This is a genomic window from Nocardia sp. CA-084685, assembly GCF_050955785.1.
Classification (GTDB): domain Bacteria; phylum Actinomycetota; class Actinomycetes; order Mycobacteriales; family Mycobacteriaceae; genus Nocardia.
In genome coordinates this window covers 101,998-127,953 of sequence record NZ_CP192094.1, presented here as the reverse complement: position 1 = coordinate 127,953, position 25,956 = coordinate 101,998, and the positions used below count along the sequence as shown (strand labels likewise).

Genomic DNA, 25,956 nt, shown 5'->3' with positions numbered 1-25,956 from the left:
TCATCTGAGAATGGTGCAAGGCTCCGGGCCACATGTGTGGTCCCGGAGCCTTGCATACGTCGAACTGGCGTGCAGAAGGGGTGGGTTTGTCAGCTCACGACGGCTTGGACGGAGTTGTTGTAGCGCACGTATTGGTCGCCTCGGAACAGGTACAGATCGGTGCGGCTGTCGGGGGCAACGGCGGCGCCGGTGAAGCCGCCGGTGACGAAGCTGGTGTCGCGCATTCCTCCCCAGCCCTCTGAGATCGTCTTCGGCCCGGCGGCGAGGGCGTGGGCGGCGGTAATCGCGCGGGAGTACTCCATATCGCGTTGTTCGAGTTGCTGGTGGTGTTCGGTGGCCTGATCGTCGAGCCGCTGTCGCAGGGTCGCGTTCTCCTCAGCTGAAGCCTCAGCGTTGGTGACCGCGGCATCTCGTTCGCCTTCGGCGTGGGCCTGTGCTGCGCGGGCGTCGTCGAGGTGTCCGCGCATTTCCCTCAAGACCGCTTCGGCCTCCTCGTACACCCGGTCGCGATCCGCTTCCACCTCGGCAATGCGCTCTTGTGCGTCGACACCAGCTTGTGCTGCAAGGTCTTTGGCCTGCTGTGCTTGCTCGGCGGCTTCGTCGGCGGCGGCCAGGGCCAGCTCCTCGAGTTCGACCGCGCGTTCGAGCCGACGTGCCATGACCGTGGTCGCTTTCTCCACATCGACGCGAGCCTGTTCGGCGGCGGCGATACGGACGGTCGCGTCCCGTCGAATCTCTGCGATCTCGCGGTCGATGACCGCAGGGTCGGTGACCTCGGCGATCAATTCACCGGCGTCGACCAGCGTGGCTGCCAGTTCCGCGCGGGTCAGCTCGATGCGGTCGACAAGATCGGCGAGCGCATTCATGCCGTCGGTGACTGGACGTAACGGGCGCTGCTCCACGCGCTTGCCGGCCTGGTCATCGGCTTTGCGCTTGTGGCGCAGTGCTTTCTGGGCGGTGTGGTCGGGGTTGTCGCAGTATTTGCGCGGTGCGCCTGGTCTGCCGCTGTTCGGGACGGAGGCGTCGCAGGTGCCCCCGTTGTCCAAAGGGAACTGGCATCGTGGCGGGGTATCGGTGGTGGTGCGTGTGTCGACGGCTTTCAGCATCGTGGAATTCCGTTTCATTCCATTTCATTTCATTCCGACACCGCGGTCATGAAATGAATCCTGATGGGCAGGTGGCGTACTCGGAGCAGTTCAGGCGACGGTGCGCAGCATCGCGGCCCGGGCTCGGGGCAGCCTGTTGGCGATGATCTGCGCGGCTGCGGCGCTGGCGCGGCGGTCGTTGTGGCCGTAGCGGGCGTCGGTGGTGTTGACCGACTTGTGCCCGGCGTCGCGAGACACGACGAACAGCGGCACACCGTCCTGGAGCTACCAGGAGATGCCGGTATGCCGCAGCGTGTAGGGCGTCAGTCGCTTGCCGCGCATCGAGGCGACCGCGTCGGCGAAACGCTCCAGCAGATCCTCCGGATCCGCGCCCTTCCATTGAGCATTGGGCCCGAACGGTTCGAGGTTGCCGTCGGCGAGGGCACGCAAGCGGCGTATGGCGGGCACCCAGGCTTTGGCGTAGAAATAGCCCGCGCTGATCGGGGTGTCGTTGCTGGTGTGGACCAGCAACTCATCCCCCGGCCGGTCGAGGTCGAAGCGCTCGAGGGTTTCCAGCGGAACCGTGACGGTGCGAATACCGCGTGAGGACTTGGGTTTTCCCAGCTTCATCTCACCGCCGACGTGCTTCCACGCCTTGTTGATGCGCACATCGCCGGTCCGCTTGTCGATGTCGCGGATCTGGATGGCGGTGACCTCGCTGGGCCGTGCCATCGAGACGAGGTTGAACTCGGCGTGCGGGCGCCACCGCGGCGGCATCAACTGTTCGAAGAGTTCCCATTCGTCGTTGTCGAAGATGTCGAGCTCCGGCGCGTCGTGGCGCGGCAGCCGGATGCCCAGGCACGGGTTGTAGGGGATCAACGGCGACGGTCGCTCGGCCACAGCCGCGTTCAACCCCGCCGACAGGAACCCGTGTTTGTTGTGAATGGTTTTCGCACCGTTGCCCTTGTCCTGCTCCAGATGCACGATCCACGCCGCGTCCAGATCCTGATTGAACGCCGTGATCGGCAGCGACGAGCCGAAGAACGGTTCGATATCGACATCGATGTAGCGGATGTAGCCGGCCCGGGCGCGTTCCTCGATACCGGTCAGCCGCGCGGTGTACTTGCGCAACCACTCCACCAGCGTCGTATACCGCACTCCGGATCCGAGCTGAATCTCCCGGATCCGGCGCGCCTCGCCGACACCGACCACCTCGGCCAGCTCACACCAGCGCACCGCGGCCTCGAAATCGTCGAAAGTCTCCGACATCGACCGTCGACGCCCGGTCTCGTCGTAGTAATGGAACGGAACCTGCCAGGCGATCGACCCGTTACTACGGGGCCGCGGGCGGGGAGTGAGCATGAAGCCTCCAGAGCCGGTAGGTGCCCTGAGAAGCTGTCGTGACCGCAAGTGGTGACATGTGTGGTGACATACACATCTACACCAGGGTAGCTCACGCTACTGACCTGGCGTTTTCATGGAGCGGATGACGGGATTCGAACCCGCGACCCTCACCTTGGCAAGGTGATGCGCTACCAGCTGCGCTACATCCGCGTGCGCTTCGTCGGGGCCGGGAGGGCCGCGACGTTGTTGCGTCCGAAACTGTAGTCCGTCACCACCTCCAAAGGAAAATCGGACATCTGTGGCGCATTATGGAGCGGTCGAGTCGGCAAGTCTCGTGAAGGCGCGGGCGTGGTCAGCTGCCCATTCGGCGTAGCTGCGGGGTGCGCGCCCGAGGACTTGGTGGACGTCGTCGGTGAGCGTCGCGTTGCCGCCGGCGCGGACGTAGGCCTGGCCCGCCAGTGCTCCATCGGCGAATTCCGGGGACATGCCCGAGGCGATCATGTGTTCGCGCGCAACGTCTTCCGGCACGTCGACCATGTCCACCGGATGACCGAGGACCGCTGTCAGTGTGGCCACCTGGTCCGCGCAGGTGAGCAGCGCGGGGCCGGTGAGAGTGTAGATGCGTCCGGAATGGTCGGGCATCAGCAAGGCCTCGACGGCGACCGCGGCGACGTCACGTGGATCGATGACGCCCTGGCTGCCGGTACCGGTGAGATTCGCCACCGGCTGGCCGGATCGGATGGCATCGGCCCAGCTCAATGTGTTGGAGGCAAAGCTCGACGGACGCAGGATCGTCCATTGGAGACCGCTTTCCCTGGCCGCCTGCTCGCCGGACATATGCCAGGTGCCGACGCGGCCGAGTTCCGGTTCGCCGGTGCCGATGGCGGAAAGTTTGACGATCCGGCGGACGCCCGTGTCACGAGCCGTGCGGACCAGCGCGCGATCGGTTTCGGCGTCGTCCGGACCGAGGACACCGACCAGGAAGGCGGCGTCCGCGCCGGTCATCGCGGCGACCATCGAGTCGTGGTCGTGATAGTCGCCCCGTACCACCTCGACCCCGGCGGGCACCCGCTGCGGATTCCGCGTTACCGCGCGCACCGGCACGCCACGAGCGGCCAGCTGACGGACGATTTCACTGCCGATGGTGCCCGTAGCACCGGTGATGACGATCATGAGGAGAGCGTGCCGCCGGAGCCACCCGGTTCGATAGGAAATTTCGGCACGGCTCCGGGTGCCGTATCCGGCGGTGAGCTGCATACAGTGGGTCGGGTGACCATGCAGGTAGACCTGACCGAATCCACGCTGCCCGCACCGGAATCGCTGCGCCCGTGGATCACCGAGCTGGGACGCTTCCCCGCCGTCACCGATGCATCCTTGCCGTTCGCACATGTGCCCCACGCCGGGACGACGATCGTGCTGCGTGCTGCCGACCGTCCCGACGCATTGGTCCTCGGCCCGCGGACCCGTGCCTCCTACTCCAAAGCCGATAAAGCCACTGGCTGCACCCGCCTGCGCCTGGCTCCCGGTGCCGCCCGTCAACTGCTGGGCGTGCCCGCCGCCGCGCTAGCCGATCGCGTCGTCCGCTTGGCCGACCTTCCCGGTGTCGCCGCCGAGTTGGCGAACGAACTCGCCAGGCTGCCAACGGCAGAGGTCCTGCCTTTCTTGGACGCGGTTCTGCCACAACGCATCTCCGAAAACATGACACAACGCACCCACCGCGAACTGCTGGGTGCTGCGGTAGCCGCCATATCCGCGGCATCAACGGTCCACGGACTCGCCGCCGACCTCGCCGTCAGCGAACGGCAACTGCGCAATCTGTTCACCGACGGAATCGGCATCTCCCCAAAGCATTTCGCCCGGATCGACCGTATACGCCAGATTCTCTCCGACGCGAGCACGGAGGTGTCATTGGCCGACGTTGCAGCCGTCCACGGCTACTACGACCAATCCCATATGGCGGCGGACTTCAAAGCTCTGATGGGAGTACCGCCCAGCCAGTTCTTCGAGGGACAGGTGCCCGCGCCGACCCCGTGCCGGTCTTCCTGACGAGCTCAGCGCCGCTGTGCCGCTCGAGCGCGACGGCGGGCCATCTCCTCCCGCTCGAGCACTGCGGCCTCGGCGAGGGTGGGCGCGCCGCCGCCGAGGCGGGCCGGCACCCAAGGCGCGCCTTCGGGCATCGGGTAGCAGGTTTGCGCCTGTTCGAGCAATTCGCCCATCCGCGTACGGATTTCGGCGGTCAGGGCGTCGGCCGGTTCGGCGGGCGGGATCGGATCGCCGATGCGGATATTGATCGGGAAACGATGGCGACCGAGTTGCTTCGGGAAGCCCTTTGTCCAGATGCGGTGCGCGCCCCAGATGACGATGGGAATGATCGGCACGTCCGCATCGAGCGCCATACGTGCCGCGCCGGATTTGAATTCCTTTAGTTCGAAACTGCGGCTGATCGTCGCTTCCGGATAGACCACGACCAGTTCGCCTGCCCGCAATGCTTCGACGGCGCGTCGGTATGAGGCCGCTCCGGCGGCGCGATCGACGCCGATTGCCTTGCAGTGCTTCATGAGAAAGCCGACGATGCCGTGCTCGAGTTCGGCCTTCATCATGAAGCGGACATTGCGCCGCGAGTTGCGCCCGACCAGTCCGACCTCCATGAAGTCCAGGTAGGCGGTGTGGTTCACGGTGAGTACGGCGCCGCCGGTGCGTGGGATCCGGTCCTGGCCGGTGATGTCGATCCGCAGACCCTGCACCGCGGCCCATGCACGAACCAAGCCGGTGAGAATGTCATAGACCGGTTCCCGCGACATGACTGTCCTTACAACGAATCCTCGGCCGACCGCCGTGCCGCCTTCTCCTCGGCTTCGGCGGCATCCATGGCATCGGCTTCTTCGAGGGTAGGCGCACTCCCGCCCAAGCGTGCCGGTACCCAGTACGCACCTGGTTCGTGCACGTAGTCCTTCTGCAGATCCAGCAGCATGGCCTGCATGGTGCTGCGCAGTTGGGCCGTGAGTTCGGCGGCGGGCTCATAGGGTTGGATCGGTGCGCCGACGGCGATGGAGATCGGAGTATTGGTGCGGCCCAGACGCTTCGGGAAGCCCTTGGTCCACACGCGCTGGGCGCCCCAGATGACGATCGGAATGATCGGCACCTCCGCCTCGATCGCCATGCGCGCGGCACCGGATTTGAAGGCCTTGATCTCGAAGCTGCGGCTGATCGTCGCCTCCGGATAGACGCCGACCAACTCCCCCTTGCGGAGGTATTCGAGTGCCGCTTTGTACGAGTCGGCCCCGGCGGCTCGATCGACCGGAATGTGCTTGAGCGCCCGCATGATCGGGCCGGAGATCTTGTTGTCGAACACCTCCTTTTTGGCCATGAAACGGATGTACCGCTTGGGGGTGCGCACCGGCAGACCCGCGTAGGTGAAGTCCATGTAGCCGGTGTGGTTCACCGCGAGGACGGCACCACCGCGCGCCGGAATATGTTCAGCGCCCTTGACGCTGAACTTCAAACCTTCGACGAAGAAGACGGTCCGGGCAAGCCCGATTATCGTCCGGTAGACGGGTTCCACAATTCCGCTAGCGTAGTCGCTGACTGTCCCATCCGGCAGAGCCGCCGCGACTGCGCGCGTCTGACCCGTCGCTCAACGTTCAGAAAGAGGACCACCGAAGTGGAACGCGCCCGCCCGATCCCGCGTGAACGCGACTGGAAGGACCCGCGCGAACGCGATCGGAGAGGGCTGGCGGCCATCATGGGTGGTCTGGTGCTGACCGGCGCCGTGCTGCTCACCGGCTGTGATTCCGTGTCCGGCATTCCCGGCGACGAGCCGAAGCAAACATCGGCGCCGACTGGCACCACGCAAGCCGCCGCGATTCCGACTACAGCTCCCGCGGTCGTGGCGCAGGCGTTCGCGGTGCCGGTCGGCGCGGTCCCCGGCCTGCCCGGCGCGACTGACGTCGCGGCCCGCTTCGGGGCCGTCTTGGCTGGTTCGACACCCGCCGAATTGCGGTCCAAGTGCTGGATGCTGGCTCCGGGCAATGTGGCCGATATGGCCACCGAACAGACGACGATCCTCAAGGCCCTCGCACAGCCCGCGACCACCACACAGAACACCATCACGTGGCAGAACGCGGGCACGACCGTCACCTTCGATCGAAGCGAAGTGATGGCGGCCACAAAGGTTTCGTCCCGGATCGTCTGCCCGTGGGTGGCACAGGATGGTGCAGAAGCCGGACCCAATGAAGCCGATGCCAGGCACACCGTGCGCCGCTATCTGGCACGCTTCGTCGGCACTCCGCTCGATCCCTCGGATAAAGAAGGAACATACCCGCTGGTCTGCAAGGCGAGCCCGGTGAACTGGGATCCCAACGGAACCGGCAGTCCGACAGTTCCGCCACTGGCCGACAACCCGGGCAAGCTGACCGGAATCACGAAATTCACCGATCAGGAGATCGGCTCGGAGCGGCTGCGCGCGGGCTACGTCACGGTCCAGGTTCCGGTCACGAACTCCTCGGGAGTGACGCAGACGCGCACCTTCACCCTCACCGAGGCCAACGAGGGCTACTGCATCGGCGACGTTTCTGCCTAACCACTACCCTGGATGGCTGGTAACGGTCAGGAGGAGCAGCTCGTGCAGATCACCAGCGTCGGACACGCCGGATTCCACATCCGCACCGCGGCCGGGTCGATCCTTTGCGATCCCTGGGTCAACCCGGCGTACTTCGGTTCGTGGTTTCCGTTTCCGGACAACACCCAGTTGGACTGGGACGCGCTGGGCAATTGCGATTTCCTGTACGTCTCGCATCTGCACCGCGACCACTTCGACGCGGCGCATCTCGCGAAACACGTCAACAAGGACGCGACCGTGCTGCTGCCGGACTATCCGGTGCCGGATCTCGAGCGCGAACTGGAAAAGCTCGGCTTCCACAAGTTCTTCGAGACCGAGGATTCGGTCAAGCATCGGGTGAGCGGACTCGGCGGCGAGATCGACATCATGATCATCGCGCTGCGCGCACCCGCCGACGGACCGATCGGCGACTCCGGGCTTGTCGTCTCCGACGGCGAGACCACCTGTTTCAACATGAACGATGCTCGTCCGGTGGATATGGATGTGCTGCACGACGCATTCGGGCAGATCGATATCCACCTGCTGCAGTACTCGGGCGCGATCTGGTATCCGATGGTCTACGACATTCCTTCGCGGACCAAGTCGAATTTCGGTAAGCAGAAGCGCCAGCGCGGAATGGATCGGGCGCGCAGTTATATCGAGCAGGTCGGCGCCACCTGGGTGGTGCCCTCGGCCGGACCGCCGGTATTCCTCGACGACGAGTTGCGCTACCTCAATGACGACCGCGGCGACGAGGGCAATATCTTCCCGGATCAAATGGTTTTCCTGGAACAGATGAAAATCCACGGCAACGAGGGCGGAATTCTGATGATCCCGGGTTCGGTCGCCGATGTGCGCGGTGCCGAACTCGCGCTGACCCATCCGTTCGAGCCCGGCTTGATCTATGACAACAAGGCCGAATACATCGAGTTGATGGCACAGCGCCTCGCGCCGGTGCTGGCGGACGAAAAGGCTTCGTGGGCAACGGGTGACGGGCCGCTGCTGGAACCGCTGCAGGCGTTGTTCGAGCCGATCATGAAGCAGAGCGATCTGATCTGCGACGGGATCGGTTATCCGGTCGGACTGATCATCGGCGACGAAACCGTGGTGCTGGACTTCCCCAAGCGCGTGGTCCGCGGGCCGATCGAGGGTGAAGGCAAGTATCGGTACGGCTTCCGGATCCCACCGGAACTGGTGCGCACCGTACTGCGTGACAATGAGCCGGACTGGGTGAACACCATTTTCCTGTCCACTCGATTCCAGGCCTGGCGCATCGGCGGCTACAACGAGTTCCTCTACACCTTCTTCAAATGCCTCACCGATGAGCGGATCGCCTATGCGGACGGGTGGTTCGCCGAGGCGCACGACGATTCCGCGTCGACGGAATTGGCCGGCTGGGAGATCCAGCGCCGCTGCCCACACCTGAAGGCGGATCTGTCGAAATTCGGCGTGGTCGAGGGAAATACCCTGACCTGCAATTTGCACGGGTGGCAGTGGGATCTGGAATCCGGCCGGTGCAAGACCTCCAAGGGGCATGAGTTGCGCTCGCGCAAGCTCGGCTGAATCCGGCTCCCCTGGGTGCCTTTCGCCGACTCCAGGTCGGTTCTGAAATAGGTGCAATTCGCCCGCTCACCTGCTGGTGGTGACAACCTCGGGCTCCTACAATCGGGGGCGTCGGGGATATCCAACGAACTCGACGATCGGCGAGTCAGGTCCGCGCGACGATTCGCTGGAAGAAGGCGCCATGATCAGCAACAAGGCGCGCTGCATCGGCACGCGCCGACTACTCGCAAATATCGCACTAATTGGAGCGGCGATGGCGGCTCCGATGATGGCACTGGCGGTCCCCGCGATGGCGACGCCGACACCCGGACCGAGCGCAGTGCAGACATATAATCCGCACTGCCCTGGCTTCGGCCCCGGGTGCAAGGGCTGGGGCGGCAACGGTGGCTGGGGCAGCGGCGATTGGGGCAGCGGTTCGATCCCGTGGTTGTTCCCTCCGGGCTGGTTCGGCAGCAGCTAACCGAACGAATCCGAGCGCTGCGAGGTAGATCTCCCAGCGACGTCGACCATTGCGGTCGCGTCGCCGGTTGACCGCACCTCAACGGCCAAGCGCCGTCGGAGTTGCAGCCAGGAACATCGGGATCGGACTTGCGAGCGCATGGCAATGGCTGACACATCGGTGAATCGGCCGCAATGCTGAAGGGCTGGCGTCGGGCTCAGTTTTGTGAGCGGGTGGCGACGAGAACGGCGACGAAGGTAAGCGCGCAACCGATTACGGCGGTTGGGGAGAGTCCAGCGCCGGTTGGGGCGAGCAGGTCCAGGGTGATCGAGGCGAGGAGTTGACCTGCTACTGAGGTCAGCCCGAGGAGTAGGACACCGATCCAGCGGACCGTAATGGCGGCCAAGGCGATGAAGGCGACGCCGATGAGGCCGCCGAGATAGAGCCATGGCTCGCTGGGGAATTCGGTCGGCCAACCGGTACCGACCAGGATGCACGCCTCGATGGCGAACAGGGCCGCGGTGCCGCTGCCGAAGTTCACCAGGGTGGCGGAGAACGGACCGCCTACCGCGCCGACGCGACCGTTGACCGCCTGTTGCCAGGCCAGTCCGATTCCGGCCAGCGCGGGCAAGAGGATCAGCACTGCCGTCGGGCCGGTGCGCAGCCATTCGGGAACGGCCGCGGAACCGACCGGCGCACCGGACCGTCCCGCCACGGCGAGGACGACCGCGACCATGGCCAGCGCCGCACCGCCGACGCGCGAAACCGTGACCGGAGTGCGACCGTTCGGTGCCAACCCGAGCCGGTCCACCACCAGACTGCTCAGTAATTGGCCGCCGACTGTCGCGACCGTGAAGGCCGTGACTCCGATCGCGGCAACAGTAAGTCCCTGGCACGCAACGAAGAACGCACCACACAGCCCACCGAACAACTGGACCGGCCGCAGCTCGCCATGGACCACCGCCCGCCGCACCCGCACCAGCCCGTCCCGCAGCCGCCGACTCACCGCGAACGCGATCACCAACACCACCAGACCGAGACCGAAACTGATGCAGGCAGCCGCAAGCCCATCTCGCAACCGCACCCCCAATGCCCCATTGATCCGGCCCTGCACCGCCACCCCGACCCCGATGCAGAACCCGAAGGCCAACCCCACCTTCGCCCGCGCCACCATCCCCGCACCGTACCGCCACCCCCGCAATCCCCGACCGAGCCACAACACACCGCCCTCGATCTCACCTCCGGCACGCGGTGCAGGCCACAGCCCCCGGCACGGTCGCAGACCTAGTGATGACCTCGCATAGGCCACAGAGCCTGTTGCCGAATCGTCGCGGATTTTGGCCGTGACACAGGTCATGCCCCCATTTCGACGGCTGCCGTTGCAATCATGCTCAGCCGGAAGTGATTTGATCACCCACGTGTGACGTTGATGTGGCACAACAGCCGCCCAGGGACGCATTCGGCAACAGCCTCCACAACCTAGGCGAGGCGATCGATATGCGAGACCGCCATTCGGCTGCATTGCCGATGGGCGGCGCGGGCGTGCTGGCAGTGCCCTATCCGGCGGGCATTCTGTCTCGAGTGCTCGCCCATTCAGCGACTAGTGCCGACCGCCGCAGTGCGGTCTCGATAGGAAGATGCGGGGTCAGCTCGGGTGGTTCGCCCGCGGCCGCCCACTCGCCCGCGAAATCGGCGACCGCCCTGGTGTGATGAAGAAGGAATGACCGGGACCCCAGCCGGTCATTCCCCATGCGGAGCCTCCTCGTGGCGAGGAATTGGCAGCACAAGATCCACTCGAATGCCCTGTGCGGGATCGAACCGCCGCAGGCCATCGGTTACCCGGCGCGCAAAGCACTGCGCGCGGCGTAGGTGTCGTGACGTGCGTACGTGCGGTCACCTCCATTGCGGGCGATTGAACCGCGGACCAGGCGGGCGCGGATGCGGGCGCCGAGTCGTTCTTGGAGGCGGGTGGCGCCCGGGATGAGTTGGCGGGGCACTTCCATGGTGCCGTTGACCACGGCGGTGGCCATGACGGCGCTTTGGAAGAATTTGCTGTTCTGCAGGCCGAGGAAGTCGGAATTTGTTGGGCCCAGGACGATTCGGCTGTAGGCGACCATGTAACTGGTGATCACCCGGCGGATGAGGCGCTTGGCTGCGGTATCGGTGCCGATGAACAGACCGCCCGCAGCCGGGACCAGGGCCTGGGCCAGGCGTCGGGAGTCCTCGTCCGGAATGAATTCGGTATCAGCGAGGATCCAGAATGCGCGCCAGGTATCGGTTTCATTGGTCGGCAGGATTTCGGCGTCGATGCCGAGCAGGAAGCCGACGTAGCGCCAGAGCTGGAACACCGCATCCTTCTCCTGGGCGGAAAAGCGCAGGCCGAGCGCCTGTGCGCCGACCAGATTCGCCATCGAGAACAGCCCGAGCGTGCCGACGGTGAGCACCTGGTTCACCGGGTGGTCCCAGGCTTCGTAATCCCAATCAGCGCGTCGATTCATGCCCGCGCGCACCAGTGCGTGCATGAGTCGCACTCGCAGCACACTCTTGTAGCCGACCTGATTGCGTTGCAGACCACCAGGAGTCGTGACGTCCAGCCACCACTGAGTGGTTTCGGCCAGGCGGCGCGGTGCCATGGCATCGAGATCGCCGGTGCCGACGAGGGTCTTATCCGCGCGGGCGGCCAAATAGCCGCCCATCAGTGCGAACATACCCATCGCGATCCCGCCCCAGACACTGGTGCGTTCCACGACCCTGGCACCGCGGTCGATTTTGGTTCGGTCCAGCCAGTACGGGTCCGTCTCGACCTGATCGAAGAATGCCGTCAACTCGGCGGGCGGATTCGATACCGCATCGACTCCGCGCTCCACGGCGATCTCGAACATTCGGCGCCCCTCGCCGACCGGCAGCCGTTTGAACATGGCGACCAGATCGTCCGCGAGCGGATCCCCTACCTGCGCGAACCGACGGAACGAATCCCGCTGCGCCGCGGTGCAGCGCAGATCGCCGGGTGCCAGCACGGGAACCGCGTACCGGAACGGGAACTCCGTGAACAGCAGCGGAGTGGGCAGCAGCTGGTTGTCATGCGTCATTGCATTTCACCCATCGGAAAGAGTGGTTCGCGCCCAGTTGGAGCACATTCTGACAAGACCGTCTCACAGATTCAGATATCTGGCAAGGATCTATGCCAGAATGGAGGGCGATGGCTACTCCCGCGCGTCCTACGGCGGCATGTCGATTGACCAGCGCCGCGCCCGTCGCCGCCGCGCACTGCTGGACGCCGCCATCGAGATCATCGGAACCTCGGGATTCGCCAAGCTCACCCGCGGACCGCGAATCGACGAACCGGTTCCTTGACGAATGCCAGCGGCGGCCAGGCGTGCGCCGGAATTCCGCACGAAATCGCGGGCGACGGCCTGGTCCCGCAAGCCAGTGGCTCCGGTTGAAATCGGACTCGCCGCATCGGTTTCGACGATGAGAACGGCCTTCATATCGCCGGGGCCAACCATTTCACGCTGCTCGACCACGAGGCTGTTACCAGGCGCCATGAGCACGCTGGATCCACCGTCAGGCGGCTCACTCGTCGGCGACCGCATCCTCGTATTCCAGAGCCTCACTGCCGCACCGCTCGGCGGTACGCCGCGGTAGCGAGGACGGGATCAGCAGGGCAATCGCAAGCAAGGAGGCCCCCAGCAGCGCGACCGTCGTCGACATCGACAACCACATAGTGGCGATTGCGGCGAACCCGAATACCACCAGCGCGACAACCTCCGATGCGAGGCCGGATACCGAGGTGACCGTTGCCCTGGCAGGCCCTTCGATCGCATCCTGCAACCGAGCCCCCGCCACCACACTGGCGTTGTAGACGATGCCGTAGGAAACACCGATCGCGGTAAAGCCCACGCCCGCAAGCACATACACCGCCGCTGGCGAGCGGACAGCGAGACCGGCGACCACCGCACCGCCGACGAACAGCGCCCCACCCAGACCCACCGCGATCGCCATGGCACGTGCCGACATTCCCTCGGTACGCCCGGCCGACACCGAACCCACCAGCGAACCGACAACCGTAATACCGACCAGCACCGGCACCACCGCCGTCGCCACTCCGACCTCCTGGGCGAGCAACGCAAAGTACTCGTCGAAGGCCGTGACCCCGGACAGTAGCGCGCCCAACGCCACCGCATTGCGCACGGCACGCACCCGAATCGCCTCGCTCACACCGGTTCGCAGCATGTTGAGATACGTCGCGAAGGGTCGCGATTCCGTCACTATCCCGGCGGCTTCCGTCGCCACGCGTCCTGTCTCCGACGCGTAGTGAGCGTGCGGTCCCTGAGCTATATCGCCATCCAACTGCACAGATGACCCGGACGCGCTCGACTCCCGCACCGCGACCGGCTGCCCGGTCGAGGCGCCCGCCGCTCGAGATATCTCGGAGGAGCCATCCTCGTCTTCCAGATCCTCGACCGCCGAAGCCGACACAGCCTTCGGCGCGCTCGGCAATGAAAGCCCGACCAGAGTGTGCAGCGCCGCGAACGCGACACTGCACCACCCGAGCAACGGATAGCCGCCCCAGATATACAACGGCGTCGCGGCGAGAATGGCGATCACGATCGCGGCTTCCGACGCCGCCCTGGCATATACGATGATGCGCGGATACGCCCGTTGCTTGTTCCTGGCAACGAGTTCGTCATAGAGCAATGCCTCGAAGGTCCCCGACACCAACGCGCCCGAAACACCCCACAGTACGAAGCCGATCGCGAACCCCAGATAGGTCGGCAGCACAGTCCAGCACATGAAACCGGCAGTCAACAGCACACCGCTGGTGACGAGCAGTCCACGCCGTGACACCGTATCGGCCCAGGCACCGGATGGCACCTCTAGCAGGAACGCGGTCGCCGACCACATTGCCAGCAGGGAAGAGATCTGCCCGGTGCTCAATCCATGATCGGCGAACAGCACCGCGTACAGCGCGTAGAGCGGAATCAGATCGCCGATGCCCTTGAAGAGCACCGCCCGCACGGTAAGCGCGCGCAGACCGATCCCGCCGGTCAGCGACCTACCTGATCAACAGCCGTAGATGAGCAAACGCATACCGTCAGCCTGACGAACTGTCCCGCGCACGTCAAGCGATTTTCAGCCGAGCGGCAGCCACCCGTTGGCGGTGTGCAGGTCCCCATCGCCGAGTTCGTCGAGCCCGGGACCGACTCGCCCCTGATGTTCGTTCAGATCGGTGATCAACTCCGAGACCGGATGCGAATCGCTGTAGTGATAGCCCTGGGCCAGCGCGAAACCGAGTTCGGTCAGCACCGCCGCCTGGTACTCGGTCTCCACGCCCTCGGCGATCACCTGCAGGTCCAGTGCACTGCTCAGTGCCGCGATCACGCCGAGCAGCGGCGGCGCGGGCGAGTCCGAACGGATCGCGGCGACGAACGACTGGTCGACCTTGATGATGTCGCTCGGCAGCGTGGCAAGGCGGCTCAACGACGAGTACCCCGTGCCGAAGTCATCGATCGCGATGCGCACGCCGCGTTCGCGGAGAATATGCAGATTGCCAATGGCCGTTTGGGATTCGGCCGCCAACTCGCTCTCGGTCACCTCGAGCACCAGTTGATCGGCGGGCCAACCGGTGCTGGACAGGATATCGGCGACCCGGTCGGCATAACCTGTCTCGGCCAGTTCCAGGCCGCTGACATTGACATTCAGCGTCAGATCCAGTTGGGCGAAGGTCTCCTGCAGACGAGCCGCGTCCGCACAAGCGCGGCGCAATACCAGTTCGTCCAGATCGGAGATGAGGTCGTATTCCTCGGCAACCCGAATCAGCCCCTCGGTGGTGACATCCGGCTGTGCACTCGACGACCAGCGCAGCAGCGCCTCGACACCGACCGCCTTACCGCCGCCCTCGGTCAGGCTGACGATCGGCTGGTAGTGCACATCGAGCGCGCCACGGTCGATGGCCTCGCGCAACTCGACCGCCAGCGGCAACTGCCGTGACGACTCCAGCACCGTCCGGTTGCGCCCCGCTTGCTTGGCCCGGTACAGACCGACATCGGCCCGACTCACCAGCAGCGAACCCGACTCACCCGGCTGCCATGAGGTGACACCGGCCGAACAGCCCGTTGTCACCGATGCCCGCAACTGCTCGGTCAGCAGAATCGCGGCCTGCTCGGTGGTATTCGGCAACAGCAGCGCGAAGGCGTCACCGCCGTAGCGAGCCAGTCGCTGATCCGACGCGAGCAGCTTCGACCACGTATCGGCGACTCGCTGCAGCACCGCATCGCCCGCGCGATGGCCGAGGTGATCGTTGATCTTCTGGAAGCGGTCGAGGTCGACGAGCACCAGCGCCAGTCCCTGGCCGGTTCGCGTGGCGGTTTCGATCGCGCCGTTCAACGCTCGGTCGAAACCACGCCGGTTGAGCAGTCCGGTGAGCACGTCGATATCGGCCTCGGAGGCCATTCGGGTCAGGATCCCGACCACCACGCCGACACCGAAGGTCACACCGGCCGGTATCAACCCGGACCACCACGGCAGTGTGGGATGTATCGGCCGCGTGGGCATCACCCACAGGCACATGACCATAGCGAAGGCTATGTGCGCGAATGCCTGCGGCCATGCGAAGAACAATGCGGCATCACAGGCCACGAAAGCATAGAAGGAGGCGAGACTGATCGCGCCGACGGTATTCGGGAATGCGTATACCGCGATCGTCACCAATACCGTCGCGATCGCGACATAACCATGGTGAATCCCATGCGGCAACCGCGGACCCCAGCCGAGCAGGCTGAGTCCGAGCAGCAGCGCCACCGCGGCGGCGGTACCCACCAGCGCTCGATTGCCTTCGCTGCCCGGGGCAATTCCCGTGATCAGCAGGCCGAGCGCGCCCCCCATTACATAGAAGGCCCCGGTGGTCCGGGACATGACCATAGCCGTCGCCAACGCAGAAGCGGCCCGCACCCGGGTTCGGGTATCGCCGCGAGACCCGATTCCTCGCACGGGGAATAGCCTAGACATAGAAATTACCTACAGTTGCCACATCCTGTGAATCCGGCATGGCGAACCCCTAGCTATTTACCTGCAGGCAATGTGGGACGGGCTATTTCGAGGTGTTTATCGCGGGGGTGTCAGCACCTCGGTACCGACGAACGGTACCAGCGCGGCGGGCACCCGAACAGAACCGTCGGCCTGCTGATGGTTTTCCAGGATCGCGACAATCCAGCGCGTAGTCGCGAGCGTACCGTTCAAAGTGGCTGCGATCTGCGGCTTTCCGTTCTCGTCGCGATAGCGCACGGCGAGGCGGCGGGCCTGGTAGGTGGTGCAGTTCGAGGTCGAGGTGAGCTCGCGGTAGGTCTGCTGGGTCGGCACCCAAGCCTCGCAGTCGAATTTGCGCGCGGCCGAACTGCCAAGATCACCCGCGGCGACATCGATGATTCGATAAGGCACCTCGACGGCCGCGAGCATGTCCTGCTCCCAGGCGAGCAGTCGCTTGTGTTCGGCCGCTGCCTCCTCGGGTGTGGTGAACACGAACATTTCGACCTTGTCGAATTGGTGCACCCGGATGATGCCGCGGGTGTCCTTGCCGTAGCTGCCCGCCTCGCGCCGGAAACACGACGACCAGCCCGCATAGCGCTTCGGCCCCGCGCTCAGGTCCAGGATCTCGTCCGAGTGGTAGCCCGCCAGCGGCACCTCCGAGGTGCCGACCAGGTACAACTCATCCTCCTCGAGGTGGTAGACCTCGGCGCTGTGCTGGCCAAGGAATCCGGTACCGGCCATGATCTCCGGGCGCACCAGCACCGGCGGAATCATCATGGTGAACCCGTTGGCCACCGCCTTCTGCGCGGCGAGTTGCAGAAGACCCAGCTGCAGCAGCGCACCGTAACCGGTCATGAAGTAGAACCGCGCGCCCGAAACCTTCGCGCCGCGTTCCATATCGAACAGACCGAGCGATTCACCGAGCTCCACGTGGTCCTTGGGCTCGAAATCGAATTCCCTTGGCGTGCCGATCGTCTCGAGCACGATGTAATCGTCCTCGCCGCCCGCGGGAGCGCCTTCCTGGACCACATTCGAGATGGCGCGGTGCGCGGTGTCCATATCGGCGTCGGCGGCGTGCTGGGCGACCTCGGCCTCTTTGACCTTCGCCGACATCTCCTGCGCCTGTTCCAGCAGGACGGACCGTTCCTCCGGTTTCGCCTTGCCGATCAGCTTGCCCATCGCCTTGTGCTCGGCGCGCAGGTTATCGGCGGTGGCCACCGCCGCACGCCGCGCCGCGTCCGCCTCGAGCAGGGCGTCGACGAGGGCGGGGTCTTCGCCGCGGGCGCGTTGCGAGGCGCGGACCGCGTCGGGATTGTCCCGCAGGAATCGGAGGTCGATCATGGGTGACCAGCCTAATGGTCGCGATATTGCGGTTTCACGCCGATATCCCAGTATGCGGATCGTCCTGCGGTACACACGCGCATAGTTGGCTTGTGGGCACAGCTTTCGACGAAACCGCTATTGATAACGCAGTAGCCGATCTGGTCGCGGGCGAGAAAACTTGGGCGCATACCCCGCTGCGGCGCCGCCGCGAACTTCTCGACGATATCCACACCCGCACCGGCCGGTTCTCCCATGAATGGGTGCGTGCCGCGCGCACCATCAAGGGTCTGGCCACGGACTCGCCGCTGATCGGCGAGGAGTGGATGTCGGGTCCGATGACACTGCTGCAGGCAACGGCCGCGCTGTCGGCCACGCTCTCGGCGCTGGAGCAGGGGCACAGCCCGCTCGACGGGGTCGCGTTGGCCGAGGCACCGGGGGAGCGGGTCGCTGTGCCGATTCTGCCGCTCGATTTCTACGACAGGTTGCTGCTCAGCGGCTTTCACGGGGAAGTATGGTTACGACCCGGCGTCGACGCCGATACCGCGCGTCGACGCGCCGGGCTCGCGCAACTCGACCCCACCGCGACCGGCGGCGTCGGCGCGGTCCTCGGGGCTGGCAATATCACCTCCATTCCGCCGCTGGACGTGCTCTACGAGCTCTACGCCCACAACCGGGTGGTCGCGCTCAAATTGAATCCGATCACCGACCCACTGTTCACGGTGTACGAGATGGTCTTCGCACCCCTGATCGAGCTCGGTGTGCTGCGGATTCTGACCGGTGGGGCCGCGGCGGGCGAGTTCCTGGTGCACCACAGCGACGTCGCGCATGTGCACATGACCGGCAGCATGCGAACCCATGACGCGATCGTCTGGGGTCCGGACGGCAAGGCCGCGGGTCGGCCGCTGCTGGACAAGCCGATCACCAGCGAACTCGGCGGCGTCTCGCCGACCATTGTGGTGCCCGGCGAATGGGAGGACGCCGACCTGCGCTTCCAGGCCCAACACGTCGCGACCCAGCGGCTACACAACGGTGGCTACAACTGCGTCGCGACCCAGGCGGTGGTGGTGAGCGCGGACTGGCCGCAGAAGGACCGGTTCCTCGCCGAGCTGCGTGCCGCGATCGAGCGGGCACCACAGCGCCGGGCCTACTATCCGGGCAGTGACGATCGGGTCGCCGCGGCGCTGGATTCCTATCCGGATGCCGAGCGGCTCGGGCCCGATCGCGAACGCGTGCTCGTCGAGAGGCTGCCGTCGACCGAAACTCCGCTGCTGCGCACCGAATACTTCTCGCCGGTGCTCGGCGTGGTCGAACTGCCGCATACCGGAGGTGAATTCCTGCAGCGCGCGGTTGATTTCGCGAATGACGACGTGATCGGGACGCTCGGGGTGAATGTGATCGCGCATCCGAGCACCATCAAGCGGCTCGGCATCGCCTTCGACCGCGCGGTGGAGCGGCTGCGCTACGGCGCCATCGCGGTGAATGCCTGGACAGCACTGGCTTTCCTGGCCCCGAGGGCGTCCTGGGGCGCCTATCCCGGCCACACCCTCGACGACGTGCAGAGCGGAATCGGCGTGGTGCACAATGCCTTCCTGCTCGACGATGTGGAGCGCACAGTGGTGCGCGGACCGTTCCGGCCCTCGCCCCGGTCGCTGCTGCGCGGCGAACTGGCACTGTCGCCGAAGCCGCCGTGGTTCGTCGATAATGCGACCGCCGCCGCGACGGGACGCAAGCTCACCGAGTTCTACGCCAGCGCCAATCCGGCACGGTTGCCCGGCCTGTTCCTCTCCGCGTTCCGCGGCTGACGCGCCTCGCATAGGTACGACCGGGGCGCTTGCGATCGATTCGACCAGGTCGTAGCAACTGCGAACAGACGCTGACATGATGGACCGCGATGTCTGCTGATGATGTGACCAAGGACGTGCGCGAGTCCGACCTGCCCTCGGGCGAGTTCTCGCGCGCGGAATCGTTCCCGCAGTCGGTAATCATCGACCGCGACGCCGTCGCCGACGGCAAGCTGCATCTGTCCGCGCCGAAGCTGCGTTGGGTATTGCTCGCCGCGGCGGCCGGCGCCGTCATCATCTCGTTGGTCGGTCTGTTCATCACCGGCTACGACAACAAGGGTCTGGAGGCGCACAATCCGGGCTCTCCCGGCCAGCCCGCCATTGACAAGGAGTTCGGCACCGCGGCCAGGGGCGATTGTCTCAGCTGGAGCAAACCGGACCGCGGCGATCTGGTGAAGGTGGCCTGCTCCGGCAAGCATCTGTTCGAGGTCGCGGCCGATGTCGATATGGCCAAATATCCTGGCGTGGAATTCGGTCCGGGCTCGCGCTTTCCGGACTCGCTGCGACTGACCGAACTCAAGGAAGAGCACTGCACCCCCGCCGTCGAGCAGTATCTGAACGGCAAATTCGATTCGCGCGGTCGCTATGTAGTCGGCCTTATGTATCCGAGTCCGGACGGGTGGAAGCACGGCGACCGAACATTGCGCTGCGGCCTCCAGTTCTCCGGCAGCACCGGCACCCCGCTGCCGACCAGCGGCGCGGCCACCGAACACGATCAGTCGAAGGTCTTCGAGCCGGGCACCTGCCTTGGTATCAATCAGAATCTGCCCACCGATCCGGTGGATTGCGCACAGGCGCACGCCGTCGAGATCGTGTCCACCATCGATCTCGGCCAGCACTTTTCCGGCGGTCCGCCCACCAAGGACGACCAGGACAAGTTCATGGAGGACGAGTGCGGTCGGGCGGCAAACGACTATCTCGGCTCACCCGATGCGGTGCGCAACAAGACGCTGACCGTCTTCTTCGACTACCTCGACGCGCGCAGCTGGCTGGCGGGCAGCCGCAAATTGGACTGCATGATCGGAAAGGGCACCGACCGTGAGGGTTTCGCGCCGATCACCGGATCGGCGAAAGGCGACATCCTGATCAACGGCCAGGCTCCGGTGCCGCCACCGAACTCCGGCCGCTCGACTCCTGCCCCGCTGCCCGGCGCCGCACCGCTGCCACCACAGCCGCAACCGCGCTGATGGCGGTGACCATGTCCGCGGACCGGTTCGAGGAGCTGGTCGGCGATGCGCTCGATCACATTCCGCCCGAATTGGCCCGCGCCATCGACAATGTGGTCGTGCTGATCGAACCGCGCAATCCGGAGGATCCGCATCTGCTCGGGCTGTATCACGGAATCGCGCTGACCGAGCGCGACAGTCACTACGGCGGCTCGCTGCCCGACACCGTAACCATCTATCGCGAGGCGATTCTCGATATCTGCGGCAACGAGCGCGAGGTCGTCGAGGAGGTCGCGATCACTGTGATCCATGAGATTGCACACTATTTCGGCATTGACGAAGACCGGTTGCATGAGCTGGGATGGGGCTAGTCTTATCCAAGTTGTGTTCGGCTCGGCTCGACGAGCGCGAAACCAGCACGGATGACCGGAAGAAACTTGGGGATTCGATGGAACCGATCGCGTTGCTGTCGCGTCCTATCACTCGAAGGGGGAATTCTCGTGGTTCCGCCCCACAGCCACTAGAAGGAGTCGAGTCATGGTTGGACATGTACTGATCTCGCCCGAGGCCATTCTCGCCGCCGCGGCAGAACTCGATCTGGTCGCCGAGCGGCTTTCCGCAGCGTCCATGATCACCGCACCAGCGACGCATGTGATCCCGTCCGGCGCCGAAGAGGTGTCGCTCGTGTCCGCAAGCCACTTCAACCAGGGCGCGGTAACCCACGATCATTCCGTCGCCCAGGGCATTCTCGAACTGCATCATGCCGCCCAGACATTGCGCATGCAGCTGGCGCAGCATATCGCCGGCGATGTTGTGCGCGCCGCTGGAGTCAACGCCATTCAGGTCTAGCCCGCTCGGCTGTCCTCAACCACCATTCAGACATTCAGGGGAGTTACAAGCATGGTTGCAGGAGTCACCGGGGTCCTGTGGGTCGCCCGGCCGTCCGAAGTCAACTCGGCCACCCTTCACGCGGGCGCACACGCGGTCCCGATTTCGGCCGCCGCTACCGCATGGGGCGCGCTCACCGCCGCCTGGGTCGATGCGACGACCACCGTTGCCCGTGTCATGGCCGAACTCGGCGTCGGCATGCAGGGGGTCAACGGTATTGCCGCGCTCAGCAAGCTGACCGGCTTCCTCGGCTGGTCCGAACAGCAGGGTGTGCAGGCCGCGGCGATGGGCGGCAAGGCAGCGGCGAACGTCATCGCGTACGGCGTTGCCGCGCTCGCTATGCCGAGCCCGCCCGAAATCGCGGCCGTCAATGCCGCGCTGATCGCTTCGACGAACCCGGCCGGGGCCGTCAGCGGCGCCTATGAGGCCGCCGAACTCGCCAGGCACGCCATGGATCTGCGCGCGGCGATGGTGATGGAGACCTACGAGGCGGCGACCTCGGCGATGGTGGCCACACCCGCCGACTTCCCGATGCCGCCGCCGATCGCCGCGGGTGCGGGTCAGGCCAACCCGAGCGGGACCGCCGATGCCGCCTTCGAAGCGCCCACCGACCCTATCTCGACAGCAGTCGCCGCCGTGCAGGCGTTCGTGTCGAACCCGGGTGTGGCCAGCGCCGCGACGCAGGCCGCGCAGGCAGTCGGATCAGTGGTCAGCACCGGTGTGTCGACGGTCGGCAGCGTGGCGAGCAATGCGGTCGCCGCGGCGGCGACGAGCACGCCGATGGCCACCATGGCCCCGATGGCGATGGGTGGCGCGATGGCCGCGGCGGGTACTGCGGCCGCGACTCGTGCGGTCTCGTTCTCCGGCACCTCGGCCGGTGCGGGCAGCGCCCAGCTCAAACTGCCGGAAGGCTGGGGTACGGGCAGCGTGATCGGCGGTAACACCGCGACAGCGGCACCCGAGACGGTCGCATCTGTCGAAGCCACACCGGCCCGGTCGATCAGCAACGGCAGCGCGGGTAACCCGCTGCTGGGAAACCAGGCCCGTGACGGCGAGGACGACGAGTCCGAGCACGACAGCAAGGTCGACCTGCGGGCCGATCACTTCACCGATGGTCGCTTCGCCGCCGACGGGGTGATCGGCGCCAACGCCGGGACGGTGGGGTGACCGTCCTCGGCTCTATCGGTGGCCCATCCGCACTCGAGGCGGTTGTGCTGTCTCCCGACGAGATCCAGTTTCTCCGCGAGAAACTGGATCTCGATGACCTCCCGGTTGTACTGAACGCATACGCCCGCTTCGACAGTGTGCCCGCGCATCAGGCGGCAATGGCCGCCGCCGCCGAGTCGCTCGAACAACGGGACCTGCTGATCGACGGTGGGATTCAGCCCGACTTGGAGGACCGACTTCGGGTGCTGAACCGGCCGCACTGGATCATCGCCATGCGGCTGATCGTCGATGGGTACGTGAGTCGTTTTTGTCTGGCGAAGGGCGACGACCTTTCCGTCGTAGCCCTTCGCGGGCAGGACTCGTATGTGATCGACGAAGTGGGAATCGACCTGGCGGGCACCGTAATAGCGGCGCTCGGCACGGCCCAGCCACTCGAGCTCTACGGGATGAACGCACCGACCGAGGAGCTCGCCACGATCTTCGAGGATGTCGGCGATGCGACTGCCACCGCCGAACGACTCGCAAAGGTCGGCAATCCCGCGCAGGACGCGCAAACGATCGCCTCGGCCGTGGTCCAAATCCATTCGCACGCGCAGATCACGGCCGTCCTGTACGGGGACGGCACCCGCGATATCGTCGAGAATCACATCGCTGTGTTCAACACCCGCAACGGGCGATTCATCTCGACGGCGAGCGTGGCCGATGACGGCACCAAGTGGTCGTCGCTGGCCAGCGGCACTCCCGCCCGCCTGCGCGCCGCGGTGGAGGATCTGATCCATTCCTTGCCGGAGCGCGAAGAGTTTCCGAGGAATCCGAGGTTGGCCTGAGGGCGCATCCGCTGGGAAGTAATGCCCGCTATGCCGCGTCCTGATCTCGAGCCGATTGCGCCCGCTGCGCCAGATCTACACCGATCCGGTGTCTGGTCGATCAGCCGTTCGTGAACTCGCGGGTCGTCGGTCTCGGTGCCGTAGAGCATCTTGATGGATGACTCGGCTATCCCACAGTATCCGGCAACGCCGTGCACCATCAGAGTCGTCATCGCCTCCTTGTATCGGCGCCGGTCGTAGGTGCCTTCATCGAGACCGGCAACTGCGATGAAATGCAAAGCTCTTACTGCACTCTGACCGCTTTCCAAAAGGGTGTCGTAGGCCCAGCCTCTGGCGAATACGCGGTCTATCCATCCCTTGGCCAAGGCCGGCATCGACCACCAGTGCACCGGGAAGAGGAGAGCGATTGCATCGGCCGAGTCGAGCAATTCCTGCTCACGCCTGACATCGGGGGGAACCTCGCCCCGTAGCCGGTGCACCGCCAGATCCTGCTTGCCGAAGACGGGATCGAATCCCGACTTTGTCAGATCATGTGTTGTGGCAGTGGTGTTTCCAACCGCCTTGATGCCTTGTGCAACTGCTCTGGCAATGGCCCAGGTAGCGGAGTCGTGATCCGGGTGCGCAACCACTAGTACGACGTTCGGCCGACCGTCTTCGTTCGTCATATGGCCAAGCTAAAGTGTGACACTAACGTCAATGTCAAGGAGTTTGCCGGGTGCGGATCAGCGATCTGAGTCGTATCACGGGCGCGAGCCCTCGAATGCTCCGTCATTACGAGGCCGCCGGTGTTCTCTCGCCTCGGCGGGATCTCAACGGCTATCGGCATTACCGCCCCGAGGATGTCAAGACCGTGAAGGATATTCGCTGCTTGCTGGCATCGGGACTGTCGCTGACCGAGTCCTACACGATGTTGCACATTGCGTGCACCGCCCCGTCCAGTGCATCCGAGGACGATCGTGAAGCCGTGCTGCGGCAAATCGATGAGCGCACAGGCCAATTGGACACCGCCATCGAACGGCTCGTCGCCGAGAAGGCCAATCTGCTCGAGCTCCGCTCGGATATCGAGGCTGGCCGATAACACGAAGGCGAGCGGGGAGCATTGTGCCCCAAGCGATTCAGCCCATCGGGTCGTCGGCGGTAGGGGAAACTTCGTAGGCGAAGGGTGGGGTGAAGCGCCCCCAACGGATGCATTCCCAGCCGCCTACGGGCCGAGGGACGAGTTCGATGGTTTCGGTGTTGTCGAGATGGTTGTTGGTGGTGAAGGGCGGTGCAACGCCGCTCAGGTTGCGCGAGACCAAGCGCATCGCGGCACCGTGGCTGACCACCAAGATGTCGCCGTCGCCGCCGTCGGTCAGGTATTTGGTGCGCAGGTCCTCGACGACCGGTAGGAAGCGGGCCAGGACGTCGTATCCGGATTCACCGCCCGGGGGGCGTTCACCGAGATCGCCTTCGTGCCAAGCTCGGTAGATCCGCTGGAAATACGAGTGGGCTTCCTCGGTGTTCTTGCCCTCCAGTTCGCCGACCTGCACCTCGTGAATGTCATCGAGCACCTCGACCGGTACGCCGGTCGCCGCCTCGATATATCCGGCGGTCTGTCTGGCGCGCAGCGCGGCCGAGCAGAACAGCGCCTTCGGCGGTCTCAGCAGACTCGAGCCGAATGTCTTCGCTTGGGCCGCACCACGTTCGGTGAGCGGTAGGCCCGGGATACGGGTGTCCAAGATTTTGGCGACGTTGCCCTCGGTCTCACCGTGGCGAACGAGTATCAGTCTGCCGGTCATAGGTCGGCCACCCCCTTACGCAACTGGGTCAACCACTCGGCGGCGGGTTCATCCGAGGGCGGTGGGGTTCCGGTCGCCGAGGTAGCGGGCCAGGAGCCGAGGAAACGGATACGCGCCGTGCGGTGCAATGCCTTGAGCGCCTCGGCGACCGCGGTGTCGTCGATATGGCCGACGCAGTCGAGGTAGAAGCGGTAGGTGCCCATACCCGTTCGAGTCGGCCGGGATTCGATTCTGGTGAGATCGATACCGCGAGTGGCGAATTCGGCGAACGCGCGCATGAGTGAGCCCGGCTCGTTGAGCAGTTCGAGCACGATCGAGGTGCGGTCCGTGCCGGTAGCGGGTGGCGCGACACGGGGGCGGGTCACCAGCACGAAGCGGGTGATCGCCTGGTCGTGGTCGGCGACACCGGAGGCCAACGCCGTCAGACCGAGGCGTGCACCGGCCAGCGCGGTAGAGACCGCGGCATCGGCGCGACCCGCGGCGACATCCTCCGCGGCAGCCGCATTCGAGGACGAGGTGTACATCTCGACATCCGGCAGCGTGCGGGCTACCCACAGCCGCACCTGCGCCGCGGCGACCGGATAGGCGGCCAAGGTGCGAACATCCGCGAGTTCCGTCCCCGGCCTGGCCAGAATCGCGAAGCTCACCTCGAGTTCGGTTTCGGCGACGATCTGCAGCCGCGGTCCGATGGCCAGCGAATCAAGGGTCGCCGAAATCGAACCCTCGACCGAACTCTCGATCGGCACAACGGCACCCTCGACATCACCGGATCGGATCAGGTCCAGCGCCGCACCTTGGCTGGGCGCGGCAATCCGCTCGACCGGTCCGTCGAAGGCTTGCGAGGACTCGAGTTCGGCGAGGGCCATCTCGGTAAAGGTTCCGGACGGCCCGAAGTACGCGATTCGCGGCACG

General features: G+C 65.2%; 25 protein-coding genes, 1 tRNA gene and 2 pseudogenes. 13 read left to right on the top strand and 15 right to left on the bottom strand.

Annotated elements, in window-relative coordinates; translation table 11 throughout:
- Positions 1-89: 89 nt before the first annotated feature.
- The 5 genes from ACQP2U_RS00605 to ACQP2U_RS00585 all read right to left on the bottom strand — a co-directional run bounded on the left by ACQP2U_RS00605 (position 90) and on the right by ACQP2U_RS00585 (position 3,602).
- Positions 90-1,124 (bottom strand): hypothetical protein, encoded by a 1,035-nt coding sequence (locus tag ACQP2U_RS00605; RefSeq protein ID WP_433712856.1) that lies wholly within the window; start codon positions 1,122-1,124, stop codon positions 90-92.
- Positions 1,125-1,196: 72 nt separating this feature from the next.
- Entirely contained in the window at positions 1,197-1,343 is a 147-nt protein-coding gene (locus ACQP2U_RS00600; RefSeq protein ID WP_433712855.1) for a hypothetical protein, read from the bottom strand.
- Between the two features lie 27 nt (positions 1,344-1,370).
- Positions 1,371-2,447, bottom strand: a complete 1,077-nt coding sequence (locus tag ACQP2U_RS00595; protein ID WP_433712854.1) for a hypothetical protein — start codon at positions 2,445-2,447, stop codon at positions 1,371-1,373.
- Positions 2,448-2,563: 116 nt separating this feature from the next.
- Positions 2,564-2,639, bottom strand: a tRNA-Gly gene (locus ACQP2U_RS00590).
- A 96-nt stretch (positions 2,640-2,735) separates the two neighbouring features.
- The gene (locus ACQP2U_RS00585) at positions 2,736-3,602 is read right to left on the bottom strand and encodes an NAD(P)H-binding protein (protein WP_433712852.1); all 867 of its coding nucleotides are present in this window, start codon (positions 3,600-3,602) and stop codon (positions 2,736-2,738) included.
- Between the two features lie 102 nt (positions 3,603-3,704).
- Between ACQP2U_RS00585 and ACQP2U_RS00580 the strand changes: the two genes are divergently transcribed.
- The gene (locus ACQP2U_RS00580; RefSeq protein WP_433716791.1) at positions 3,705-4,475 is read left to right on the top strand and encodes a helix-turn-helix domain-containing protein; all 771 of its coding nucleotides are present in this window, start codon (positions 3,705-3,707) and stop codon (positions 4,473-4,475) included.
- Between the two features lie 5 nt (positions 4,476-4,480).
- Here the strand turns inward: ACQP2U_RS00580 and ACQP2U_RS00575 are convergent, their stop codons facing one another.
- Complete coding sequence (locus ACQP2U_RS00575) at positions 4,481-5,230, bottom strand: lysophospholipid acyltransferase family protein (protein WP_433712851.1); 750 nt, start codon at positions 5,228-5,230, stop codon at positions 4,481-4,483.
- Positions 5,231-5,238: 8 nt separating this feature from the next.
- On the bottom strand, positions 5,239-5,991 hold the full coding sequence (locus ACQP2U_RS00570; RefSeq protein WP_397040671.1) for a lysophospholipid acyltransferase family protein: 753 nt from the start codon (positions 5,989-5,991) through the stop codon (positions 5,239-5,241).
- 99 nt (positions 5,992-6,090) lie between these two features.
- Between ACQP2U_RS00570 and ACQP2U_RS00565 the strand changes: the two genes are divergently transcribed.
- The 3 genes from ACQP2U_RS00565 to ACQP2U_RS00555 all read left to right on the top strand — a co-directional run bounded on the left by ACQP2U_RS00565 (position 6,091) and on the right by ACQP2U_RS00555 (position 9,049).
- A complete protein-coding gene (locus ACQP2U_RS00565) occupies positions 6,091-7,008 on the top strand; it encodes a hypothetical protein (protein WP_433712850.1) in 918 nt (305 codons plus the stop codon).
- Between the two features lie 42 nt (positions 7,009-7,050).
- Positions 7,051-8,589 carry a Rieske 2Fe-2S domain-containing protein gene (locus ACQP2U_RS00560; RefSeq protein WP_433712848.1) on the top strand — a complete coding sequence of 513 codons (1,539 nt, stop codon included), beginning with the start codon at positions 7,051-7,053 and terminating at the stop codon, positions 8,587-8,589.
- A 181-nt stretch (positions 8,590-8,770) separates the two neighbouring features.
- Complete coding sequence (locus ACQP2U_RS00555; protein WP_433712847.1) at positions 8,771-9,049, top strand: hypothetical protein; 279 nt, start codon at positions 8,771-8,773, stop codon at positions 9,047-9,049.
- Positions 9,050-9,245: 196 nt separating this feature from the next.
- Here the strand turns inward: ACQP2U_RS00555 and ACQP2U_RS00550 are convergent, their stop codons facing one another.
- Positions 9,246-10,202 carry a DMT family transporter gene (locus ACQP2U_RS00550; RefSeq protein ID WP_433712846.1) on the bottom strand — a complete coding sequence of 319 codons (957 nt, stop codon included), beginning with the start codon at positions 10,200-10,202 and terminating at the stop codon, positions 9,246-9,248.
- A gap of 661 nt (positions 10,203-10,863) precedes the next feature.
- A complete protein-coding gene (locus tag ACQP2U_RS00545) occupies positions 10,864-12,117 on the bottom strand; it encodes an oxygenase MpaB family protein (RefSeq protein WP_433712844.1) in 1,254 nt (417 codons plus the stop codon).
- Between the two features lie 100 nt (positions 12,118-12,217).
- On the opposite strand from ACQP2U_RS00545, the gene ACQP2U_RS00540 reads away from it, so the two are divergent.
- The gene (locus tag ACQP2U_RS00540) at positions 12,218-12,382 is read left to right on the top strand and encodes a hypothetical protein (protein WP_433712843.1); all 165 of its coding nucleotides are present in this window, start codon (positions 12,218-12,220) and stop codon (positions 12,380-12,382) included.
- A 44-nt stretch (positions 12,383-12,426) separates the two neighbouring features.
- A pseudogene (locus ACQP2U_RS00535) lies at positions 12,427-12,561 on the top strand (alpha/beta hydrolase); the annotation flags it as partial.
- 40 nt (positions 12,562-12,601) lie between these two features.
- Here ACQP2U_RS00535 and ACQP2U_RS00530 read toward each other — a convergent pair.
- The 3 genes from ACQP2U_RS00530 to serS form a co-directional block, all read right to left on the bottom strand.
- A complete protein-coding gene (locus ACQP2U_RS00530; RefSeq protein WP_433712842.1) occupies positions 12,602-14,038 on the bottom strand; it encodes an MFS transporter in 1,437 nt (478 codons plus the stop codon).
- A gap of 123 nt (positions 14,039-14,161) precedes the next feature.
- Complete coding sequence (locus ACQP2U_RS00525; RefSeq protein WP_397040685.1) at positions 14,162-15,943, bottom strand: putative bifunctional diguanylate cyclase/phosphodiesterase; 1,782 nt, start codon at positions 15,941-15,943, stop codon at positions 14,162-14,164.
- Between the two features lie 189 nt (positions 15,944-16,132).
- Complete coding sequence (gene serS / locus ACQP2U_RS00520; RefSeq protein ID WP_433712841.1) at positions 16,133-17,395, bottom strand: serine--tRNA ligase; 1,263 nt, start codon at positions 17,393-17,395, stop codon at positions 16,133-16,135.
- A 92-nt stretch (positions 17,396-17,487) separates the two neighbouring features.
- On the opposite strand from serS, the gene ACQP2U_RS00515 reads away from it, so the two are divergent.
- The 6 genes from ACQP2U_RS00515 (at position 17,488) to ACQP2U_RS00490 (ending at position 23,266) form a co-directional block, all read left to right on the top strand.
- Entirely contained in the window at positions 17,488-19,179 is a 1,692-nt protein-coding gene (locus ACQP2U_RS00515; protein WP_433712840.1) for an aldehyde dehydrogenase family protein, read from the top strand.
- Between the two features lie 89 nt (positions 19,180-19,268).
- A complete protein-coding gene (locus tag ACQP2U_RS00510; protein ID WP_433712839.1) occupies positions 19,269-20,405 on the top strand; it encodes a septum formation family protein in 1,137 nt (378 codons plus the stop codon).
- Positions 20,405-20,755, top strand: coding sequence for a metallopeptidase family protein (locus tag ACQP2U_RS00505; protein WP_397040693.1), 351 nt, complete (start codon positions 20,405-20,407; stop codon positions 20,753-20,755). Before ACQP2U_RS00510 ends, ACQP2U_RS00505 begins: the two co-directional genes overlap by 1 nt.
- A 166-nt stretch (positions 20,756-20,921) precedes the next feature.
- Entirely contained in the window at positions 20,922-21,233 is a 312-nt protein-coding gene (locus tag ACQP2U_RS00500) for a PE family protein (protein WP_397040694.1), read from the top strand.
- A 51-nt stretch (positions 21,234-21,284) separates the two neighbouring features.
- Entirely contained in the window at positions 21,285-22,439 is a 1,155-nt protein-coding gene (locus ACQP2U_RS00495) for a PPE family protein (protein WP_433712838.1), read from the top strand.
- Entirely contained in the window at positions 22,436-23,266 is an 831-nt protein-coding gene (locus tag ACQP2U_RS00490; RefSeq protein ID WP_397040698.1) for an ESX secretion-associated protein EspG, read from the top strand. The genes ACQP2U_RS00495 and ACQP2U_RS00490 overlap by 4 nt, the downstream gene beginning before the upstream one ends.
- A gap of 134 nt (positions 23,267-23,400) precedes the next feature.
- On the opposite strand, the pseudogene ACQP2U_RS00485 reads toward ACQP2U_RS00490, so the two are convergent.
- Positions 23,401-23,931: pseudogene (locus ACQP2U_RS00485) on the bottom strand (NAD(P)H-dependent oxidoreductase); the annotation flags it as partial.
- A 50-nt stretch (positions 23,932-23,981) separates the two neighbouring features.
- Between ACQP2U_RS00485 and ACQP2U_RS00480 the strand changes: the two are divergent.
- Entirely contained in the window at positions 23,982-24,344 is a 363-nt protein-coding gene (locus ACQP2U_RS00480; protein ID WP_433712837.1) for a MerR family transcriptional regulator, read from the top strand.
- A gap of 37 nt (positions 24,345-24,381) precedes the next feature.
- On the opposite strand, the gene ACQP2U_RS00475 is transcribed toward ACQP2U_RS00480, so the two are convergent.
- Both ACQP2U_RS00475 and pheA read right to left on the bottom strand, forming a co-directional pair.
- Positions 24,382-25,044 (bottom strand): histidine phosphatase family protein, encoded by a 663-nt coding sequence (locus ACQP2U_RS00475; RefSeq protein WP_397040704.1) that lies wholly within the window; start codon positions 25,042-25,044, stop codon positions 24,382-24,384.
- The gene (gene pheA, locus ACQP2U_RS00470; RefSeq protein WP_433712836.1) at positions 25,041-25,955 is read right to left on the bottom strand and encodes a prephenate dehydratase; all 915 of its coding nucleotides are present in this window, start codon (positions 25,953-25,955) and stop codon (positions 25,041-25,043) included. Before pheA ends, ACQP2U_RS00475 begins: the two co-directional genes overlap by 4 nt.
- Position 25,956 lies beyond the last annotated feature (1 nt).

Bases quoted from the DNA above. Each gene is read 5' to 3' on its own strand.
- ACQP2U_RS00605 (WP_433712856.1), bottom strand. From the start codon at position 1,124: ATGAAACGGAATTCCACGATGCTGAAAGCCGTCGACACACGCACCACC.
- ACQP2U_RS00595 (WP_433712854.1), bottom strand. From the start codon at position 2,447: ATGCTCACTCCCCGCCCGCGGCCCCGTAGTAACGGGTCGATCGCCTGG.
- ACQP2U_RS00585 (WP_433712852.1), bottom strand. From the start codon at position 3,602: ATGATCGTCATCACCGGTGCTACGGGCACCATCGGCAGTGAAATCGTC.
- ACQP2U_RS00580 (WP_433716791.1), top strand. From the start codon at position 3,705: ATGCAGGTAGACCTGACCGAATCCACGCTGCCCGCACCGGAATCGCTG.
- ACQP2U_RS00575 (WP_433712851.1), bottom strand. From the start codon at position 5,230: ATGTCGCGGGAACCGGTCTATGACATTCTCACCGGCTTGGTTCGTGCA.
- ACQP2U_RS00555 (WP_433712847.1), top strand. From the start codon at position 8,771: ATGATCAGCAACAAGGCGCGCTGCATCGGCACGCGCCGACTACTCGCA.
- ACQP2U_RS00550 (WP_433712846.1), bottom strand. From the start codon at position 10,202: ATGGTGGCGCGGGCGAAGGTGGGGTTGGCCTTCGGGTTCTGCATCGGG.
- ACQP2U_RS00545 (WP_433712844.1), bottom strand. From the start codon at position 12,117: ATGACGCATGACAACCAGCTGCTGCCCACTCCGCTGCTGTTCACGGAG.
- ACQP2U_RS00540 (WP_433712843.1), top strand. From the start codon at position 12,218: ATGGAGGGCGATGGCTACTCCCGCGCGTCCTACGGCGGCATGTCGATT.
- ACQP2U_RS00525 (WP_397040685.1), bottom strand. From the start codon at position 15,943: ATGTCCCGGACCACCGGGGCCTTCTATGTAATGGGGGGCGCGCTCGGC.
- serS (WP_433712841.1), bottom strand. From the start codon at position 17,395: ATGATCGACCTCCGATTCCTGCGGGACAATCCCGACGCGGTCCGCGCC.
- ACQP2U_RS00510 (WP_433712839.1), top strand. From the start codon at position 19,269: ATGTCTGCTGATGATGTGACCAAGGACGTGCGCGAGTCCGACCTGCCC.
- ACQP2U_RS00505 (WP_397040693.1), top strand. From the start codon at position 20,405: ATGGCGGTGACCATGTCCGCGGACCGGTTCGAGGAGCTGGTCGGCGAT.
- ACQP2U_RS00500 (WP_397040694.1), top strand. From the start codon at position 20,922: ATGGTTGGACATGTACTGATCTCGCCCGAGGCCATTCTCGCCGCCGCG.
- ACQP2U_RS00495 (WP_433712838.1), top strand. From the start codon at position 21,285: ATGGTTGCAGGAGTCACCGGGGTCCTGTGGGTCGCCCGGCCGTCCGAA.
- ACQP2U_RS00475 (WP_397040704.1), bottom strand. From the start codon at position 25,044: ATGACCGGCAGACTGATACTCGTTCGCCACGGTGAGACCGAGGGCAAC.